This is a genomic window from Streptosporangium fragile, assembly GCF_039534445.1.
In the GTDB taxonomy this organism is placed as follows: domain Bacteria; phylum Actinomycetota; class Actinomycetes; order Streptosporangiales; family Streptosporangiaceae; genus Streptosporangium; species Streptosporangium fragile.
In genome coordinates this window covers 36,348-54,495 of sequence record NZ_BAAAVI010000058.1, presented here as the reverse complement: position 1 = coordinate 54,495, position 18,148 = coordinate 36,348, and the positions used below count along the sequence as shown (strand labels likewise).

Annotated in this window: 16 protein-coding genes; 8 read left to right on the top strand and 8 right to left on the bottom strand. The window is 73.2% G+C overall.

Annotated features, from left to right (window positions below; translation table 11 throughout):
- Positions 1–242: 242 nt before the first annotated feature.
- Complete coding sequence (locus ABD841_RS30435; RefSeq protein WP_344978966.1) at positions 243–1,082, top strand: undecaprenyl-diphosphate phosphatase; 840 nt, start codon at positions 243–245, stop codon at positions 1,080–1,082.
- Between the two features lie 34 nt (positions 1,083–1,116).
- On the opposite strand, the gene ABD841_RS30430 is transcribed toward ABD841_RS30435, so the two are convergent.
- Positions 1,117–1,359: a hypothetical protein gene (locus tag ABD841_RS30430; RefSeq protein ID WP_344978964.1), complete on the bottom strand. Its 243-nt coding sequence runs from the start codon at positions 1,357–1,359 to the stop codon at positions 1,117–1,119.
- Complete coding sequence (locus tag ABD841_RS30425) at positions 1,353–2,033, bottom strand: hypothetical protein (RefSeq protein ID WP_344978962.1); 681 nt, start codon at positions 2,031–2,033, stop codon at positions 1,353–1,355. Before ABD841_RS30425 ends, ABD841_RS30430 begins: the two co-directional genes overlap by 7 nt.
- A 108-nt stretch (positions 2,034–2,141) precedes the next feature.
- Between ABD841_RS30425 and ABD841_RS30420 the strand changes: the two genes are divergently transcribed.
- Entirely contained in the window at positions 2,142–4,769 is a 2,628-nt protein-coding gene (locus tag ABD841_RS30420) for an ATP-dependent RNA helicase (protein ID WP_344978960.1), read from the top strand.
- Here ABD841_RS30420 and ABD841_RS30415 read toward each other — a convergent pair.
- Together ABD841_RS30415 and ABD841_RS30410 are read right to left on the bottom strand one after the other, a co-directional pair.
- Complete coding sequence (locus tag ABD841_RS30415) at positions 4,753–5,691, bottom strand: hypothetical protein (protein ID WP_344978958.1); 939 nt, start codon at positions 5,689–5,691, stop codon at positions 4,753–4,755. The genes ABD841_RS30420 and ABD841_RS30415 overlap by 17 nt on opposite strands.
- Positions 5,692–5,987: 296 nt before the next feature.
- The gene (locus ABD841_RS30410; protein ID WP_344978956.1) at positions 5,988–6,680 is read right to left on the bottom strand and encodes a hypothetical protein; all 693 of its coding nucleotides are present in this window, start codon (positions 6,678–6,680) and stop codon (positions 5,988–5,990) included.
- A gap of 122 nt (positions 6,681–6,802) precedes the next feature.
- Between ABD841_RS30410 and ABD841_RS30405 the strand changes: the two genes are divergently transcribed.
- The 3 genes from ABD841_RS30405 (at position 6,803) to ABD841_RS30395 (ending at position 9,311) form a co-directional block, all read left to right on the top strand.
- On the top strand, positions 6,803–7,657 hold the full coding sequence (locus ABD841_RS30405; RefSeq protein WP_344978954.1) for an SPFH domain-containing protein: 855 nt from the start codon (positions 6,803–6,805) through the stop codon (positions 7,655–7,657).
- Positions 7,658–7,659: 2 nt separating this feature from the next.
- The gene (locus ABD841_RS30400) at positions 7,660–7,857 is read left to right on the top strand and encodes a type II toxin-antitoxin system antitoxin (RefSeq protein ID WP_344978952.1); all 198 of its coding nucleotides are present in this window, start codon (positions 7,660–7,662) and stop codon (positions 7,855–7,857) included.
- Positions 7,858–7,928: 71 nt separating this feature from the next.
- The gene (locus ABD841_RS30395) at positions 7,929–9,311 is read left to right on the top strand and encodes an amidase (protein WP_344978950.1); all 1,383 of its coding nucleotides are present in this window, start codon (positions 7,929–7,931) and stop codon (positions 9,309–9,311) included.
- A 118-nt stretch (positions 9,312–9,429) separates the two neighbouring features.
- Here ABD841_RS30395 and ABD841_RS30390 read toward each other — a convergent pair whose 3' ends face one another.
- The 4 genes from ABD841_RS30390 to ABD841_RS30375 form a co-directional block, all read right to left on the bottom strand.
- Positions 9,430–10,266, bottom strand: coding sequence for an aldehyde dehydrogenase family protein (locus ABD841_RS30390; protein ID WP_344978969.1), 837 nt, complete (start codon positions 10,264–10,266; stop codon positions 9,430–9,432).
- A gap of 461 nt (positions 10,267–10,727) precedes the next feature.
- Positions 10,728–12,152 (bottom strand): aldehyde dehydrogenase family protein, encoded by a 1,425-nt coding sequence (locus tag ABD841_RS30385; RefSeq protein ID WP_344978948.1) that lies wholly within the window; start codon positions 12,150–12,152, stop codon positions 10,728–10,730.
- Between the two features lie 19 nt (positions 12,153–12,171).
- A complete protein-coding gene (gene deoC / locus ABD841_RS30380; RefSeq protein ID WP_344978947.1) occupies positions 12,172–13,110 on the bottom strand; it encodes a deoxyribose-phosphate aldolase in 939 nt (312 codons plus the stop codon).
- 130 nt (positions 13,111–13,240) lie between these two features.
- Positions 13,241–13,651 (bottom strand): winged helix-turn-helix transcriptional regulator, encoded by a 411-nt coding sequence (locus ABD841_RS30375; RefSeq protein ID WP_344978946.1) that lies wholly within the window; start codon positions 13,649–13,651, stop codon positions 13,241–13,243.
- A gap of 116 nt (positions 13,652–13,767) precedes the next feature.
- On the opposite strand from ABD841_RS30375, the gene ABD841_RS30370 reads away from it, so the two are divergent.
- The 3 genes from ABD841_RS30370 (at position 13,768) to ABD841_RS30360 (ending at position 18,073) form a co-directional block, all read left to right on the top strand.
- Positions 13,768–14,397 carry an LUD domain-containing protein gene (locus tag ABD841_RS30370; RefSeq protein ID WP_344978945.1) on the top strand — a complete coding sequence of 210 codons (630 nt, stop codon included), beginning with the start codon at positions 13,768–13,770 and terminating at the stop codon, positions 14,395–14,397.
- A 297-nt stretch (positions 14,398–14,694) separates the two neighbouring features.
- On the top strand, positions 14,695–14,874 hold the full coding sequence (locus ABD841_RS30365) for a hypothetical protein (protein WP_344978943.1): 180 nt from the start codon (positions 14,695–14,697) through the stop codon (positions 14,872–14,874).
- Between the two features lie 325 nt (positions 14,875–15,199).
- Positions 15,200–18,073 carry an ATP-binding protein gene (locus ABD841_RS30360; protein WP_344978941.1) on the top strand — a complete coding sequence of 958 codons (2,874 nt, stop codon included), beginning with the start codon at positions 15,200–15,202 and terminating at the stop codon, positions 18,071–18,073.
- The last annotated feature ends 75 nt before the right edge of the window (positions 18,074–18,148 follow it).

Here is an 18,148-nt window from a genome sequence, read left to right as displayed (position 1 = left end):
CTGACGGCTCCGCCTCGCCCCCTGCCCGGGGCGCCTCGCGCGAGGCGCCCCGGGCCCCGGGGCGCGGTTCGCACCGGATCGCGTTGGTTTCGCATACAGCCGGGGTCAGCCCGATGTTCAACCGGACTCCACCCGGCGTTCACCATGTCCGATCACGGACGGTAACGAGTGCAATGCTGAGGTCACAGGCGCCCCAACGCTCCGCTAGCCTCGCGTAGGTCACGCATGCGCGGGTACGGAAGGTGTCAAAGTTGATCGGCTGGTTCGAAGCGGTGGTCCTGGGACTGCTCCAGGGATTGACGGAGTTTCTGCCAATCTCCTCCAGCGCGCACATCCGGGTCGTCTCCGCGCTCTTCGGCTGGCAGGACCCCGGCGCGGCGTTCACCGCGGTGATCCAGCTCGGCACCGAGGCCGCGGTGCTGATCTACTTCCGGAAGGACATCTGGGAGATCATCTCCACCTGGACGCGCGCCCTGTGGACGCCCGCCCTGCGCGCCCACCACGCCGCCCGGATGGGCTGGTACGTCATCGTCGGCACGCTCCCCATCGTCCTGCTCGGCCTGGCCTTCAAGGACTCCATCGAGAGCGTCTTCCGCGACCTGCGCCTGATCGGCACGACGCTCATCGTCTTCGGCCTGGTCCTCTGGCTCGCCGACCGCAGCGCCCGCAACAAGCTCACCCTGGAGCGGCACCTCAACCCCATCCACGCCCTGCTCTACGGTCTCGCCCAGTCGCTCGCCCTGATCCCCGGCGTCTCCCGCTCCGGCGGCACGATCAGCGCCGGGCTGCTGCTGGACTACCGCCGGGAGGAGGCCGCGAAGTACTCCTTCCTGCTGGCCATCCCGGCCGTGCTGGGCGCGGGCTTCCTGGAGCTGTTCGAGATCGGCGAGGACGGGGCGCCCGCCTGGGGGCCCACGATCCTGGCCACCGTGATCTCCTTCGTCGTGGGCTACCTGGCGGTCTCGTGGTTCCTGAAGTACATCAGCACCCACCGCTTCACCGGTTTCGTGATCTACCGGATCGCCCTGGGCGTCGTCATCATCGCCCTGGTCAGCATGGGCGTCCTCGACCCCTCGGCCTGACGCTCCTCCGGGGGCGGGCTCGGTCTCCGTGGGATCAGGACCGGGACTCCGTCCCCCCGCCGGTCCGGGGCGGGCCGGGCGGGTCGCCCTCGGCGGGCGACGTGCTCTGCTGCGCCCGCAGCCGGGCGGCTTCCTGGTAGGCGGTCACGACGGCGGCGAACATGGCGGCGAGCCCGATCACAAAAGGGATGATTCCCGCAAGTGGGCCGATCAACCCCGCCAGGAGCGCGAGCCCGGCGACCGCGACCCAGAACCCCGGCCTGTCCGGCCTCACCACAGCTGGGTCCACTCGTACCAGGGTCCGCGGATGTGCCGGTAGACGAAGTCCCCGTCGTCATGGTTCCCGTCGTCATACGCGGGCGGCCCGCCGGGCCTCCAGGCGAAGCCGTGGCGAGTCACGAAGCCCACATCCTCCAGGGTGAAGGACACGCCGCCCTCGACCCGGTCGACCGACGAGACGGGGAACAGCCCGACCCACCCTTCGCCGTCCCCGGTGTGCGTCCCGGCGGACACCGCCCGCGCCAGCCGCTCCATGCTCGCCTCGGACAGGGCGAACCGCGCGTCCATGGGGGCGCCCGCGCCGATGAGCGCGGCCACGGCCGCGACCATCGCCGGTGCCGCGGCCCAGCGCACCCAGTGCCTGCGCAGGCCGGACCGGCCGTCCGCGCGCAGCAGCCCCACGACGAAACGGGACACCCAGCCGCAACCGAGGATCAGCACGAGGGAGCCGCCGAGCAACTGGGCCAGGAAGTGGCCGCCGGGGATACTCGAACCGTAGAGCAGCAGCAGACCGGTGAGCGCGAAGCCGGGCAGCAGCCACCGGCCGGGGGGTCCGACGAGGGCTCGGGTGAGCGGCGGCAGCTTCCGGTCCGTCTCCGGCGCCCCGGACTCTTCTCCGTCCGCGCGGGGTGACACGGATCCGTCGCGGAACGCGTCCGACTGTTCGACCATGTAATGGATTCTGGCGAAACACGCCCCGATACGGGTGGGGGGACATATTACGGAGTAAGGAACTGATCCCGTGTCCCGGCGGGCACCGCGGTCGGGGAGACTGGGCGGGTGCGTTCAGACTGGTCCGGCCTGCCCGTCCGCCATGCGCTGCCCGAGTTGCTGGCGGCGCTGGACGAGCGCGGCGTGGCCGTGCTCACCGCCCCTCCCGGCACCGGCAAGACCACGCTCGTCCCGCTCGCGCTGGCCGGGCTGCCGGACGGTCCGGCGCCCGGACGGGTGATCGTGGCCGAGCCCCGGCGGATGGCGGTGCGGGCGGCGGCGCGGCGGATGGCGTGGCTGCTGGAGTCGGACGTGGGCGCGGAGGTCGGGTTCTCGATCCGCGGCGAGCGCAGGGCCGGTCCCGGGACGGTCGTCGAGGTCGTCACCACGGGGGTGCTCCTCCAGCGGCTCCAGCGCGACCCCGAGCTCGACGGCGTCGGCACGGTCCTGCTGGACGAGTGCCACGAGCGCCATCTCGACGCCGACACGGCCCTGGCCTTCCTCCTCGACGTGCGCGCGACGCTCCGTCCGGACCTGCGCCTGGTCGCCACCTCCGCCACCGCCGACGCCCTGCCCTGGGCCCGTCTCCTCGGCTCCCCCGACGGCCTCTCCGGCCCCCGAGACATGGACGGCGCGGACGGCGCCGACGGCCTCGCGCCGGTCGTGCACGCCTCCGGGACCATGCACCCGGTCACGCCCGTCTGGGCGCCGCCGGCGGGGACGATCGCGCCCCCGCACGGCCTGCGGGTCGACCCGGCGTTCCTGGCCCACGTCGCCGGGGTCGTCCGGCGCGCGCTGGCCGAGCACGAGGGGGACGTGCTGTGCTTCCTGCCCGGGGTCGGCGAGATCGGCCGGGTGGCCGCGAGCCTTTCCGGGCTCCCCGGCGTCGACGTGCTGCAGGTCCACGGCCAGGCCCCGGCCCACGTCCAGGACGCGGTGCTGTCGCCCGGCGCGGGGCGCAGGGTGGTGCTCGCCACCTCGGTCGCCGAGTCGAGCCTGACCGTGCCGGGCGTCCGGATCGTGGTCGACTCCGGCCTGGCCCGGGAGCCGCGCACCGACCACGCCCGCGGGCTCGGCTCGCTCACCACCGTCCGCGCCTCGCGTGCCTCGGCCACCCAGCGGGCCGGGCGGGCGGGCCGCGAGGCACCCGGTGTGGTGTACCGGTGCTGGTCGGCGGCGGAGCACGAACGGCTCCCCGAGCACGCCCAGCCCGAGATCGCCCTGGCCGACCTGACCGGCTTCGCCCTCCAGGCCGCCTGCTGGGGCGACCCGGCCGCCACCGGCCTGGCCCTCCTCGACGCGCCTCCGCCCGCCGCGATGGACGCCGCCCGGCGCACCCTGCACGCCCTCGGTGCCCTCGATCCCGCGGGCCGGGTGACCGACCGGGGCAGGCGGATGGCCGGGGCCGGGATCCACCCGCGCCTGGCCCGGGCCCTGATCGACGCGGGCCCGCAGGCGGCGGAGGTGGTGGCGCTGCTGTCCGAGCAGCTTCCCCGGGACGCGAGCGACGACCTGGTGGCCGTCTGGCGCTCCGCCCGCCGCGGGGACGACGGTTTCGCCGCCCGCTGGCGGGCGGAGGCGAGACGCCTGGCCCGGGTCGTCCCCGGCGACCGTCCGGGTCGCGGCGCGGGTTCCGGCCGGGGTGACGCGGTGGCCGGGACAGCCACGGGGGCGGGCGCCGCGGGACACGGTGACGCGGCGCGGGGCGGCCCGGGACAGGGCCGCACCGGGCACGGTGACGACGCGGTGGCCGGGACGGTCGTGGCGCTGGCCTACCCGGAGCGGGTGGCGCGGCGGCGCGGCGGGGCGTACCTGATGGCCTCCGGCACGGCCGCCGAGTTGCCGCGCGGGTCGCGGCTGGACACGGCGGAGTGGCTGGCCGTCGCGGTCGCGGACCGCCCGGCGGGAGCCGCGTCCGCCCGGATCAGGCAGGCGGTGGTGATCGACGAGGAGATCGCCAGGCTCGCCGCCGCCCCGCTGTACGGCACCGAGGAGGAGATCGCCTGGCGCGTCCCGCCGGGAGAGCGGCGCGGTGACGTCTCGGCGCGCCGGGTGGAGCGGCTGGGCGCGATCGAGCTGTCCGCCGTGACGCTGCGCGACGCCGACGTACGGCCGGCCGTCCTCGACGGCCTGCGGACGGAGGGCCTGTCGATCCTGCGCTGGACGCCCGAGGCCGTCGCCCTGCGCGAGCGCCTGGCCTTCTGTCACCGCGCGCTCGGCGACCCGTGGCCCGCGACGGACGACGCCGCGCTGGTCGAGGCCGCCGAGCGCTGGCTGGAGCCCGAGCTGTCGCGCGCCCGCCGCCGGTCCGACCTGGAGCGCGTCGACGTGGCCGCCGCCCTGCAGCGTCTGGTCCCGTGGCACGCGCGCCTGGCGGAGGTGGCCCCGGAGCGGGTCGAGGTGCCCAGCGGGTCGCGGATCAGGATCGACTACTCGGGCGAGCAACCGGTGCTGGCCGCCAAGCTGCAGGAGCTGTTCGGCTGGGCCGAGGCCCCGCGGGTCGCCGGTGTCCCCCTGCTGATTCACCTGCTCTCCCCCGCCGGCCGCCCGGCGGCCGTCACCGCCGACCTGGCCTCGTTCTGGCGCGAGGGCTACCGCGCGGTCCGCGCCGAGCTCCGCGGCCGCTACCCGAAGCACCCCTGGCCCGAAGACCCCCTGTCGGCCGTCGCCACCCGCCGCGTCAACCCTCGCCGCTGACCGGCCGGAGCCGCTCGGGATCGAAGGCCACGCCGGTGACCGTCACCCCCCGCACTTCGGGGGCGTCGAGCAGCTTGCGCAGGTCGGAGACCTTCCAGGAGTCGGCGACGAACCCGTGGACGCGGCCCTCCCGGGCGGCGCCGACGAGCGACTGCCGGTCCAGCCCGAACTGCTCCAGCCCTCTGTCGTGGTGGGAGGTGAGCTGCCTCGTCCACTCCCGGAACGCCTCAAGAGCCGGCAGCGGCTCACCCTCGCACAGGTAGGTCAGCCACCCGGAACTCCGGTAGCCCATCCCCCGGTTCCAGGCGATCGCGTTGGCCGGGGGCTCACCGGTGGAGTCGTTGTAGCGGTAGGGCGAGTAGATGTAGACGGTGTCGGCACCGGGGCACAGACCGTGTTCCCGGTTGAAAGCGATCATCCGCTCCGCGGTCATCGGGCCGGCGAACTCCACGGCCGCGACGGCGCTGAGCCCGGCGGGAAGCCCGTCGAGGGCCTTCCGTGTGGCCTCCCGCCGCTCCTTGTCCTCCTCCCGGTCGACGAACGCGGTGTTCGCGACGACCCCCTTGATCGCGCGCCCCAGCGCGGTGGCCTCCGGGCCGCCGAGGCGGGGGGCGTCGACGCGGCCGGTGAGATCCTCCACGATCTCGTAGTCACGGGTGCCCGCCCCGGTGCCGCGCGGTTCCCCCGTGAGCGTGTAGGTCGCCGCCAGCGCCCCCCGGTCGACGTCGGTGGCGGAGAAGCGCCTGTCGGGGTTGGCCACCTGCGCCGCGACGGCCATGACGGGCATCTCCCGTTCCCAGCCCGCGAAGGAGACCACGGCGCGGAAACCGGCCTGCAGGGCGCCGCCCAGCAGGAGCGCGGAGCTCACGACCAGGCACAGAGACTTCAGCACGCCCGACCAGTCGGGCTCCGCCGGTGTCACGAGATATCCCTATCCACCCATATCAAAGAAGATCAAAAACGGACGATACATGCCATGTCTCCGCCGCATCGCCCGATCGCCGCAACAGCCGGGGCAGCCGGGAAAGGGACGAAGAGCCGTCGAGGGGGAGGGCCGTCCGGCCGCGCCGGGAGGCCGCCGTGCGATCTCAGCGGGGAGCCGGTGACGCTCCGCAGGAGAGGCGGGAAGCTCCACGGGCAGCCGGGGGCGCTCCGCAGGAGAGAGGCCGGAAGCTCCACGGACCGGCCGGGGAACCTTCGCGGGTGAAGCGGGGAGACTCAGCCGGGGAAGCGGTCGGTGGGAGGGACGATGTCCTCCAGACGGGTGACGGGGAAGTCCTTGCAGGTGATGCTGGCTCCGGTGGTCTCGGCGATGGCCACCGCGGCGCGGTAGAGGCGCTCCAGAGCGGGGAGGTCGGCCGGGTCCTCCGCGTCGAGTTCCAGGTCGACGATGTGCTCGGCGTCGGCGCCCGGCCAGTTGTAGGTGACCACGACGGGGTCGCCCTCCCCTCCGACGATCTGGCACATGCCCAGGCCGTGATCGTGCTCGACGGTCCGCGCGCCGAGGATCGGGCGGATGAGCTGGGCCGCCCCGTCGCAGCCGATCCCGTCGCTCTTGCGCATGCGCACCTCGACGTCCACATAGTCGTCCTGTTCCTCCGGCGGGTAGATGGCGCCGCCGAGGCGGCTGGCGACGCCGTTGAGGATGAACGAGCCCGTGGTCCGGTTCCGGTGACGGACGATGATCGCGCCGCGCCGGCCGGCCGGGAGGCCCGCCGAGGCGGCCTGCTCCGGGGTGAGCTCCGCCCAGCGGAACTTGGCCCCGCCCGCGACGAGCCAGTCTCCCGAACGCCTCAGCCGGGGGTCGTGCAGGCGGAGCACCTCCTCCAGTCTGCCGGGCTCCGGGGGCTGATAGGTGAGCAGGACGGGATTGCCGCGGATCTGGCGGACCGTGCGATCGAAGAGCCACATGTCTCCAGTGTGCGAAACGACGGTTGGAGGCGACTTGCATCTGGCCTGGCAGCCGGGGTCTCGCAGGGGCGACCGGCATGGGATATCGTAGTGATATCACTCCGATAGCAAAGGTAGGGCTCATGGAACGACGCGCTTTCCGGATGAGCGGCTTCGCCGTTCTGCTCGGGCTTGTGGTGCTGGGGGCTGCCGCGGTCGCCGCCGGATGGGCGGCCGCGAGGCTGGAGGGGGCGGCCGCCGCGGCGATCGTCTGGGGGGTCGTCGCGGTTGTCGTGATGACCGGGTTCACGGTGGTCAACCCCAACGAGGCGAAGGTCGTGCAGTTCCTCGGCCGCTATGTCGGATCGGTGAACCAGGCCGGCTTCCAGTGGGTGCTGCCGTTCACCAGCAAGAAGCGCGTCACCCTCCGGGTGCGCAACTTCGAGACGGCCAAGCTCAAGGTGAACGACGCCGACGGCAGCCCGGTCGAGATCGCGGCCGTCGTCGTCTACCGGGTGACCGACACCGCCAAGGCGGCGTTCTCCGTGGACGACTACGAGGAGTACGTGGCGATCCAGTCGGAGGCCGCCGTCCGGCACCTGGCCACCAGCCACCCGTACGACGCCCACGACGAGGGCCGCACCAGCCTCCGCGACGGAGCCGAGGTGGCCGTCGAGCTCACCGCCGAGCTGAGCGACCGCACCCAGCTGGCCGGGGTGGAGGTGCTGGAGGCGAGGATCACCCATCTCGCGTACGCGCCGGAGATCGCTCAGGCTATGCTCGTCCGCCAGCAGGCCACCCAGGTGGTCGCGGCGCGCGCCCACATCGTCGCGGGCGCGGTGGGCATGGTCCAGCTCGCGTTGAACAAACTGCGCGAGGAGGACGTCGTGGAGCTCGACGAGGAGCGCAAGGCGCAGATGGTGTCCAACCTGCTGGTCGTCCTGTGCGGTGACCGGGCGACTCAGCCGGTGGTCAACGCCGGCAGTCTCTATGGCTGAGCATGGTCGAGCGCAAGAAGGTCCTGTTGAGACTCGATCCGGCCGTCTACGAGGCGATCGCCAGATGGGCGGCCGACGATCTGAGGAGCGTCAACGCGCAGCTGGAGTACGCGCTGCGCCTGGCGCTCAAGGCGGCGGGCCGCGAACTCAGGAAGGGCCGCCCGGATAACGCCGACGCGCCGGACACGTCATCCGATTGAGATGTGGAACGCTTCCCCTGACACGCGCATCGCACCACACTCGGTGCATGTCGTGGGTGGGAAGTTCCGCAGTGGAGATCTCAGAAGCCGTGCGGCAGGGGAAGGTCACCGCGCCCGTGGTCGTCGGGGAGCACCTCGACGCCATCGCCGAGCGAGACGGGCGCATCGGGGCGTTCCGCGTGGTCCGCGCCGAGAAGGCGCTGGCCGAGGCGCGTGCCCTGCAGGAGCGCGAGGACCTGGCCACGCTGCCGCTCGCCGGGGTGCCGGTCGCCGTCAAGGACAACGTCGCGGTCCGGGGCGAGACCTCGCGCAACGGGTCCGCGGCGCCCCCCGGCGCGCCGGCCGCCGACGACCATCCGGTGGTGGCCCGGCTCAGGGCGGCGGGGGCGGTGGTCGTCGGTCTCACCAACGTGCCGGAGCTGTGCCTGTCCGGCTTCTGCGACAGCGTGTACGGGATCACGCGCAACCCGTGGGACCTCGGGCGCACCCCCGGCGGGTCGTCGGGCGGGAGCGCCGCGGCGGTGACCGCGGGGATGGTGCCGCTGGCCCACGGCAACGACGGGCTGGGCTCGCTGCGCATCCCGGCCGCCTGCTGCGGGCTGGTCACGATCAAACCCGGCCACGGGGTGGTCCCGCCGCCCGAGCGCGACTGGTACGGGATGTCGGAGAACGGCCCGCTCGCCACGACCGTGGCCGACCTCGCCCTCGCCCTGGCCGTGATGGCGGGCGACATGTCGCTGACGACGCCCGGCGAGAGCGAGTCCCTCGGGGTCGGCAGCGCCATCGACGACTACCCGGGCGGGCTGACCCCCGCGGAGCCGGTGGGGTTGCGGATCGCGGTGGCGCCCGCGCCGCTGCCGCCCGGGTTCTCGGTGGACGCGGAGTTCCGGGCGGCGGTGAGCGCGGCGGCCGAGGCTCTCGGCGCCGCCGGGCACACCGTGGTGGAGCACACCTCGCGAATGCCCGTCTGGCTCGGCAACGCGACGGTCGCCACCTGGTTCTCCTGCGCGCGCGACGACGCTCGGGGGCTCGACCCGCGCGGCCTGGAGCGCCGCACCAGGTCACTTGTGCGGACGGGCCGGCTCCTCGCCCGGCTGGGCATGGACGGCGCAGCGGGCCGCGACCGCTGGCGCGCCAACGGGGCCGACCGGTGGCTCGGCAACGCCGACGTGCTCGTCACGCCGACGCTCGCCGCCGTGCCGCCCGCCGCCGACCGCTGGGGCCGCCGCGGCCTCCTGGCGAACGTCCGCACCAACGTGACGTACGCCCCCGCCACCGGAGCCTGGAACATGGCCGGCTGGCCGGCCATGAGCGTCCCGTACGGCATGCACTCCAGCGGTACGCCCATCGGCGTCCAGCTTGTCGCCGCCCCCGGCGGCGAGGCCCAGTTGCTGGCCCTGGCCGCGCAGTTGGAGGCCGCCCACCCCTGGCCCCGCCACGCCCCGGCGGCCTGAGCCGGACCCCGGCGGCCTGAGCCGGAGGGCGGGATCCGGCCCCGGGTCCCGCGGGGCCGGATCCCGGAGGGGGCCGGACCGCGGGGCCCGCGCAGGGCCGGGCGCACGGTTCGCGGGGTCAGACCGCGGTGGGATGCCAGACGGTCTTGGTCTCCAGGAAGGCCGTCAGGCGCCCGGTCCCGGGGTCGGCGGACCAGTCGGTCGCGCCGGCGGGGCGGAGGACGCGCTTGAGGTTCTCCGCCGCGGCCTCCTCGCACGCGACCGCCAGGCCCCCGTCGGCGACCCCGGTGAGGTCGATGGCGTTGACGTCCATGTGCCCGGCCAGCCAGGGGGCGATCTCCCTGACCGAGCCGGTGAGGATGTTGACCACCCCGCCGGGAAGGTCCGAGGTGGCCAGCACCTCGGCCAGGGTGATCGAGGGCAGCGGCGCCCGCTCACTCGCGATCACCACGCAGGTGTTGCCCGTGACGATCACCGGGGCGACGACCGAGACGAGCCCCAGCAGCGGCTCGTCGGGGGCGACCACCGCGACCACGCCGGTCGGCTCCGGCGAGGAGATGTTGAAGTACGGCCCGGCGACCGGATTGGCGGAGCCCACCACCGCGGCGATCTTGTCGGACCACCCGGCGTACCAGACCAGCCGGTCGACGGCCGCGTCCACGATCCGCCCGGGGTCGGCCGTCCCCGCCTCGGCCAGCTCGGCGGCGAACTGGGCCCGGCGGCCCTCAAGCATCTCGGCGACGCGGTAGAGGATCTGCCCCCGGTTGTAGGCAGTGGCACCGGACCAGCCGCCGAACGCCTTGCGCGCGGCCGACACCGCGTCGCGGGCGTCCTTGCGGGAGGCCTTGGAGGCGTTGGCCAGGAAGTCGCCCCTGGAGGAGGTCACGGCGTAGGACCTTCCGCTCTCCGAACGCGGGAACGCCCCGCCGATGTACAGCTTGTACGTCTTGCGCACGGCGAGCCGCGCGGGCCCACGAACCCGGCCGCCGTCGCCCGGTCCGTCGCCCGTACGCCCGGCGACCTCCCCGGACCCGGCCTGCGCCGGAGCCCCGGCCGTCTCCACGGACCCGGTCTCCGTCGCAGACCCCGCCGCCTCCGCGGACCCGGCGGTCCCGCTCTCCGAAGCCTTCACCGCGCTCTTCGGGCCGCCGGCGTGCTCGGCCGCCTCGCCCTCGGGACGCCCGGCGGCCCGTCTGCCCGCGCGTGCCCGGCTCGGCTTCTCCGCCTTACTCATTTCCCCGCCCTCTCCACGAGCTCTCCTGCTGTGCCAGCCGCGCCGGTACGAAGACCTGGCCGCAGCGGCTCACGCCGCACCGGTGGGCGAACCAGCCGCGCAGCGCCGGCCGTCCGGCGCGGGCGAAGCCGTGGCCCCGGGTGCTCTGGGCACGGCGTGAACGGCGCCCGGCACCGTTGTGGTCACACATCGAGATACGCCTCCAGCCCGTGCCGGCCGCCCTCTCTCCCGTATCCCGACTCCTTGTAGCCGCCGAACGGCGAGGTGGGGTCGAACCGGTTGAAGGTGTTGGCCCAGACGACGCCGGCGCGGAGCTTGCTCGCCATCCACAGGATGCGCGAGCCCTTCTCCGTCCAGACGCCGGCGGACAGGCCGAACGGGGTGTTGTTGGCCTTCTCCACCGCCTCGGCCGGGGTGCGGAAGGTCAGCACGGACAGGACGGGACCGAAGACCTCCTCGCGGGCGATCCGGTGCGACTGGGCGACGCCGGTGAAGATGGTCGGCGGGAACCAGAAGCCCTTGTCGGGCAGCGCGCACGACGGAGACCAGCGTTCGGCGCCCTCCGCCTCGCCGAGGTCCGACAGCTCGCGAATCTTGGCGAGCTGGGCCGCGGAGTTGATCGCGCCGATGTCGGTGTTCTTGTCCAGCGGGTCGCCCAGCCGGAGCGTGCCGAGCCGCCGCTTGAGAGCGTCGAGCAGCTCCGCCCCGATCGACTCCTGCACCAGCAGCCGGGAGCCCGCGCAGCAGACGTGGCCCTGGTTGAAGAAGATGCCGTTGACGATGCCCTCGACGGCCTGGTCGAGCGCGGCGTCCTCGAAGACGATGTTCGCGGCCTTGCCGCCGAGCTCCAGGGTGGCCTTCTTGCCCGACCCGGCGACCGCACGGGCGATCTGGCGGCCGACCTCGGTGGAGCCGGTGAAGGCCACCTTGTCGACGTCCGGGTGGTTCACGACGGCCGCGCCGGTCTCGCCGGCGCCGGTCACGATGTTGACGACGCCGGGCGGCAGGCCGGCCTGCCCGCAGATCTCCGCGAACAGCAGCGCGGTCAGCGGGGTGGTCTCGGCGGGCTTGAGGACGACCGTGTTTCCGCAGGCCAGCGCCGGGGCGATCTTCCAGGCCAGCATGAGCAGGGGGAAGTTCCACGGGATGACCTGGCCGGCCACCCCGAGCGGGCGCGGGTCGGGGCCGTACCCGGCGTAGCCGAGCTTGTCCGCCCAGCCCGCGTAGTAGAAGAAGTGCGCCGCGACCAGGGGCAGGTCCACGTCACGTGACTCGCGGATCGGCTTGCCGTTGTCCAGCGACTCCAGCACGGCCAGCTCGCGCGAGCGCTCCTGGATGATGCGCGCGATCCGGAACAGGTATTTGGCGCGCTCGGCGCCGGGCAGCGCCGACCAGCCGCCGAACGCCTTGCGCGCGGCCCGGACGGCCCGGTCGACGTCGTCCGGCGAGGCCGTGGCCACCTCGGCCAGGACCTCCTCGGAGGCGGGATTGACCGTCTTGAAGGGTTTTCCGGTGCCGTCGACGAACTCGCCGTCGATGAACAGGCCGTAGGAGGGCCGGATGTCGACGACGTCACGGGACTCGGGCGCCGGTGCGTATTCAAACATGGGAACGCCTTCGTCGGGGTTAGTCGAGGGTGAAGTAGTCGGGGCCCGCGTACCTGCCGGTGGCCATCTTCTGGCGCTGCATCAGCAGGTCGTTCAGGAGGGAGGAGGCGCCGAGCCGGAACCAGTCGGGGCTCAGCCAGCCCTCGCCGACGGTCTCGTTGACCAGGACGAGCATCTTGACGGCGTCCTTGGTGGTCCGGATGCCACCGGCGGGCTTCACCCCGACCTTGCGGCCGGTCGAGGCGAGGAAGTCGCGGACCGCCTCCAGCATGACCAGCGTCACCGGGAGGGTCGCGGCGGGCTGGACCTTGCCCGTGGAGGTCTTGATGAAGTCACCGCCGGCCAGCATGGCCAGCCAGGACGCGCGGCGCACGTTGTCGTACGTGGACAGCTCGCCGGTCTCCAGGATCACCTTCAGGTGCGCGTCGCCGCACGCGGCCTTGACGGCGGCGATCTCCTCGAAGACCTTGAGGTAGTCACCCGCGAGGAAGGCACCCCGGTCGATGACCATGTCGATCTCGTCGGCCCCGGCCGCCACCGCGAACGCGGTGTCGGCGACCTTGACGTCGAGGGAGGAGCGCCCGCTGGGGAAGGCGGTCGCGACACTGGCCACCTTGACACCGGAGCCCTTCAGCGCCTCCACGGCCCGGGCCACCAGGTCGGGGTAGACGCACACCGCGGCCACCTTCGGCACGGAGGGGTCTGAGGGGTCGGGGCGGACGGCCTTGGCGCACATCGCGCGGACCTTGCCCGGGGTGTCGGCTCCTTCGAGGGTCGTCAGGTCCACCATGCCGATGGCCAGGTCGATGGCCCGCGCCTTGGCGGTCGTCTTGATCGATCGGGTGCCGAGCATCGCCGCTCGCTGGTCGGCGCCCACCCGGTCGACACCGGGCAGGCCGTGCAGGAAGGTTCGCAGCGTGACGTTGGACGCGGCCACGTCGGCTGGCGAGGTCGTCATAGTTGACACCACTCCAGCATGCCGATTGGTCTGATGAGTTCCAAACCGGACCCCGCCCAGCCCCCTCACTCGTTTTCGTCAACATTCGCCGAGGTCTGCGAAGCCGCCCGGCACCGCGAAACGCCCGGTCTCACCGCGCGTCGTAGTCGGCGCGGGCCTTGTCGATGTCGTCCACGTGCTGCAGGGCCCAGTCCAGGAGCGCCCACACGGTCTCCAGCAGCGTCCGCCCGAGCGTGGTCAGCTCGTAGTCGACCCGGGGCGGCACCACGGGGTGCACGGTGCGGCTGACCAGCCCGTCGCGTTCGAGCCCGCGCAACGTCACGGTCAGCATGCGCTGGCTGACACCGGGGATGGTGTGCTTGAGCTCGGTGAAGCGCCGGACGCCCTTCCCCAGCTCCGCGATGACGGTCAGCGACCACTTGTCACCGACCCTGTCCAGGATGTCGCGCACCCGGCAGGTCGTGTCGTCGCGGGCCGCCATGACGGCCGACATTCTCACGTCCACCCGGCCGCCGACCGGATCCGCGCTGTTCGCGGGCATGGTTCCCTCCAGGTCACAGAGGCAGAAAAAGGTGCCGTCTTCCGCCCTCGCTTCATGGTTCCGCAAAATGTGGTCAGTTACCAGCAAGAACCAATGACGAGCACGAGAGGACGGCCATGACCGTACAGGCACCCGAACTCGACGAGACCTTCTCCGCCCCCGCCGACGAGGCACGGCTTGACCGCGCGGCGTCGGCCCTGCGCGGGAACGGCTACCTCGTCCACCTGGTGGACACCGCGGCCGAGGCGCGCAAGCTCGTCGCCGACCTGCTGCCCAGGGACAGGCCGGTGTTCACCGCCTCCAGCGAGACGCTGCGGCTCTCCGGCATCGCCGCCGACGTCGACGAGTCCGGCGAGTTCCAGTCCGTCCGCGAGCAGGCGGGCGACCTGGGGGGCGACGTGGACGCGCGGATCCGGCTGGGAGCCACCCCCGAGGTGGTCGTCGGCAGCGTGCACGCCGTCACCGAGGGCGGCAGCCTGCTCGTCGCCTCCGCCAGCGGCAGCCAGCTGGCCCCCTACGCGTCGGGCGCCCGCAAGGCCATCTGGGTGGTCGGCGCCCAGAAGGTGGTGCCGGACCTGGAGACCGGGCTGCGCCGCATCCGCGGCCACAGCCTTCCCAGGGAATGGCGCCGCCTGAACGACAAGTACGGTCAGACGTCGTTCATCGGCAAGATCCTCATCCTTGAGCGGGAGGCCCTGCCCGGCCGGGGCACCGTCGTACTCGTCCGCGAGCCCATCGGTTTCTGAGCCCGGCGGCCACGCTCCGGCCCGCCCCCGGAGACGGGACGGCAGAGCCCGGGAGATCGGAGATCACGGCACGGCGGAGATCGTCCCGTGAGGGTCCCGAGGCGGTGGCCGGGCATGCCTAGAGGCGAACCGGCATGTCCTAGGCACTCCCGGGGCAGGGTGAGGCCGGCGGATAAGGCATCCGCCCGATGTGAGGCGGGGGGCCTTAGAACGAGCCTTGAGTGTGCAAGGAAGTCGCACCGCTCGCGCCACCGGCGCGAACGGGCCGCGCGAACCACACACCAAGGAGGAACCCTGATGGGTCCCGATCTCCATCTCGAAATGATCGCCCACCGGACCGGCGAGCTCCGCGAGGCGGCCGAGAACCACCGCCTGGCCCGCCAGGTCCAGGCGGCCGAGAAGGCCCGGGAGGCCAAGAAGGAGGAACCGGAGGGCAAGCGCCGCCGGGGCCTCTTCGGCAAGATCCTCCCGGCGTGACCCCGACCACGGAGCCCGGCCGTCTCCCCTTGTCCGGCCGGGCTCCTCAGCCCCCTTAGCCGTCCTCCCGGTCTCCTCAGCCGTCCTCCCGGTCTCCTCGACCGGGCTCCTTTCGGAGCCCCGCGGCCGTTGATCCGCCGACCGGCGCCCCGGCCCCCGCGGCCGTCGGCCCCCTGACCGGCTCCCCGGCCTCTCCGATCGGGCCGACGGCCCTCATGACCGGACCGACGGTCTTCTTGATTGGGCCGACGGCTTCCCGGCCGGACCTTTCGCTGACCGGTAAATCAGGAGATAACCTCACATAAGGCATGAAATGCTGTTAGACATGATGGGTCGGGCGGTAAGTCCCGTCTTCGTGGGACGGGAGACGGAGCTCGCGGATCTGGCCGAGGCCCTGAGAAGGGCACGCGGGAACTCCGCGGCGACCGTGCTCATCGGAGGTGAGGCGGGCGTCGGCAAGTCCCGGCTCGTCGGGTGCTTCGCCGAGCGCGCCGCGGCCGAAGGCGTCCACGTGCTCGTCGGGGGTTGCGTGGAACTGTCGACCGAGGGCCTCGCCTACGCCCCGTTCACCGCGGCGATCCGCCAGCTCGTCCGCGAATGCGGTGCCGACGAGGTCGCCGCCCTGCTCCCCGAGGGAGGGGCACGCGACCTGGCCCGGCTGCTGCCCGAGTTCGGCGAGCCGAGCGGCGACGTGGAGAGCGACACCGCCCGGGCGCGGCTCTTCGAGCAGATCCTCACCCTGCTGGAACGGCTCGCCGGGCACCGCCCGGTGATCCTCGTCATCGAGGACCTCCACTGGGCCGACCGGTCCAGCCGCGACCTGATCGCCTTCCTCAGCCGGAACCTGCGCACCGCGCCCCTGCTGATGATCCTCACCTACCGCTCCGACGACCTGCACCGCCAGCACCCGCTCCGGCCGGTGCTCGCCGAGCTCGGGCGGCTGGACGGGGTCCTGCGGATGGACCTGCCCCGGCTCACCCAGGCCGAGGTCGCGGCCCAGATGGCCGGGATCCTCGGCACCGTGCCCGACTTCGCCCAGGTCGACTCGGTCTTCCGGCGCAGCGAGGGCATCCCCCTGTTCGTCGAGGCGCTCCTGGAATGCGGCGGCGACTGCGCCTTCCCCGACTCGCTGCACGACCTGATCATCGGCTCCGTCGAACAGCTCCCCGAGGAGACCCAGCGGGTGCTGCGCGTCGCCGCGGCGGGCGGCACCCGCGTGGGCCACGACCTGCTCGCCGCCGTCAGCGGCCTGTCCGGCCCCGACCTCGACGACGCCCTGCGGCCCGCCATCGCGGCCAACGTGCTGCAGGTCGCCGACGGCCGCGCCTACGTCTTCCGGCACGCGCTGATCCGCGAGGCCGTACACGACGAGCTCCTGCCCGGCGAGCACGTCCGGCTGCACGCCCGCTTCGCCGAGGAGATCGGCAGGGACCGCACGCTGGTCCCGCCCGGCCGGGCCGCCATCGAGATCGCCCATCACTGGTACTCCGCCCGCGACGACGTCTGGGCCCTCATCTCCGCCTGGGATGCGGCGGGCAAGGCCGCCAAGACCTTCGCCCACAACGAGATGATGAAGCTCCTGGAGCGGGTGCTCACCCTGTGGAGCAAGGTCCCCGACGCCGCCGAGCGGATCGGCGTGGACCACACCACCGTCCTGGAGAAGGCCGCGGCGGCCGCGCTGGCCTCCGGCGAGGTCGACCGGGGCAGCAAGTTCGCCATGGCCGCGCTAGAGGAGCTCGACGAGCGGGCCGAGCCCGCGCGGGTGGCCCGCCTCCTGGTGCAGCGGTCGCAGCTGAGGAAGTCCAGGCGGAAGCCGGGGGTGCTCGACGACCTGCGCCACGCCGAGCGGCTGGTCCCCGAGCCGGGCCTGGACCGCGCCGACGTGCTCTCCAAGCTGGGCTCGTACCTGACGTTCAGCGGCGAGGTGGCGGAGGGGACCACGCTCACCGAGGAGGCGCTGCGCATCGCCCGCGAGCACGGCGACGAGTCGCTTGAGGCGGACCTGCTGCTCAACCTCGCCCTCGGGCACTCGATCGCGGGCAACCTCGCCGCCACCATCGCCGTCAACGCCACCGCCCAGGCGATCGGCGAGCGGGTCGGCTCCGGCCGCATCACCCTGCGCGCCATCGGCAACAACGTGGACGCGCTCAACAACATGGGCCGCTCCGCCGAGGCGATCGAGCTGGCCCTCGAAGGCGAGCGGCTGGCCAGGAAGTACGGCCGCTACCGGGCGCAGGGCACGTTCATCGCCAACAACCGGGCCGAGGCCCTGGAGGCACTGGGCCGGTTCGAGGAGACCGCCCGGCTCGTCGAGTACGCCCTCCGCATGGACCCGACCCTGCGGACCCGCCACCACCTGTTGCGGGTCCGCGGATATGTGGCGGTCGCCCGCGGCGAGACGGAGGTGCTCAGGTCGGTCCTGACCGAGGTGGGCGCCTTCGGCGGTGCCCATGAGGAGTTCATGCAGGAACTGTCGGCCGACGCCCGGCTGCTGATCGGCTTCCACATGCTGAGCGGGGAACCGCTGGCCGCGCTGGAGGTGGCCGAGCGCGTCGTCCGCGAGGCACGGATCATGAGCAAGCCCATGCTGGGCTGGCGGGTGCTCGGCCTGCTCGGGAGAATCTGCGAGGCGGTCGAACGGCTCGCGCCCGGACGGGTGGCGGCGCTGCGCGGCCAGATCGAGAAGGCCGCGGCCACGATGACCGTGGACAGCCCCGTCGCCGACGCCTACCGGCTCGGCCTCATCCACGACCACGACGCCGCGGCCGCCGCCTGGGAACGGCTCGGCCGTCCCTTCCCGAGGGCCAGGTCGCTGCTCCACGCGGGACGCGCGGCCGCCGCCGCGGGCGACCGCGCCGGCGCCGCGACCCGGCTGCGCACGGCGTACCCGATCGCGGTGGCCCTCTCCGCCCGGCCGCTGGCCGCCGAGATCGAGACCCTGGCCCGCCGGGTCGGCGCCTCCCTCGCCGCGGAGACCGGGACCGCCGAGCCCGGCGCCGCGGAGCCCGCCCTGACCCCGCGCGAGGTGGAGGTGCTCCGGCTGGTCGCCAAGGGGCTCTCCAACCGTGACATCGCCGCCGAGCTGTTCATCTCGGCCAAGACCGTGAGCGTCCACGTCTCCAACATCCTTGGCAAGCTGGGCGTCTCCAGCCGCGGCGAGGCCGCCGCGACCGCCCACCGCCTCGCCCTGATCGGCTGACCTCCCCCATCATGATGAGATCGGCGACACCCTGCGCTTCGCCGCCGAGTCCGAGCACGTCCGCACCATCGGCGC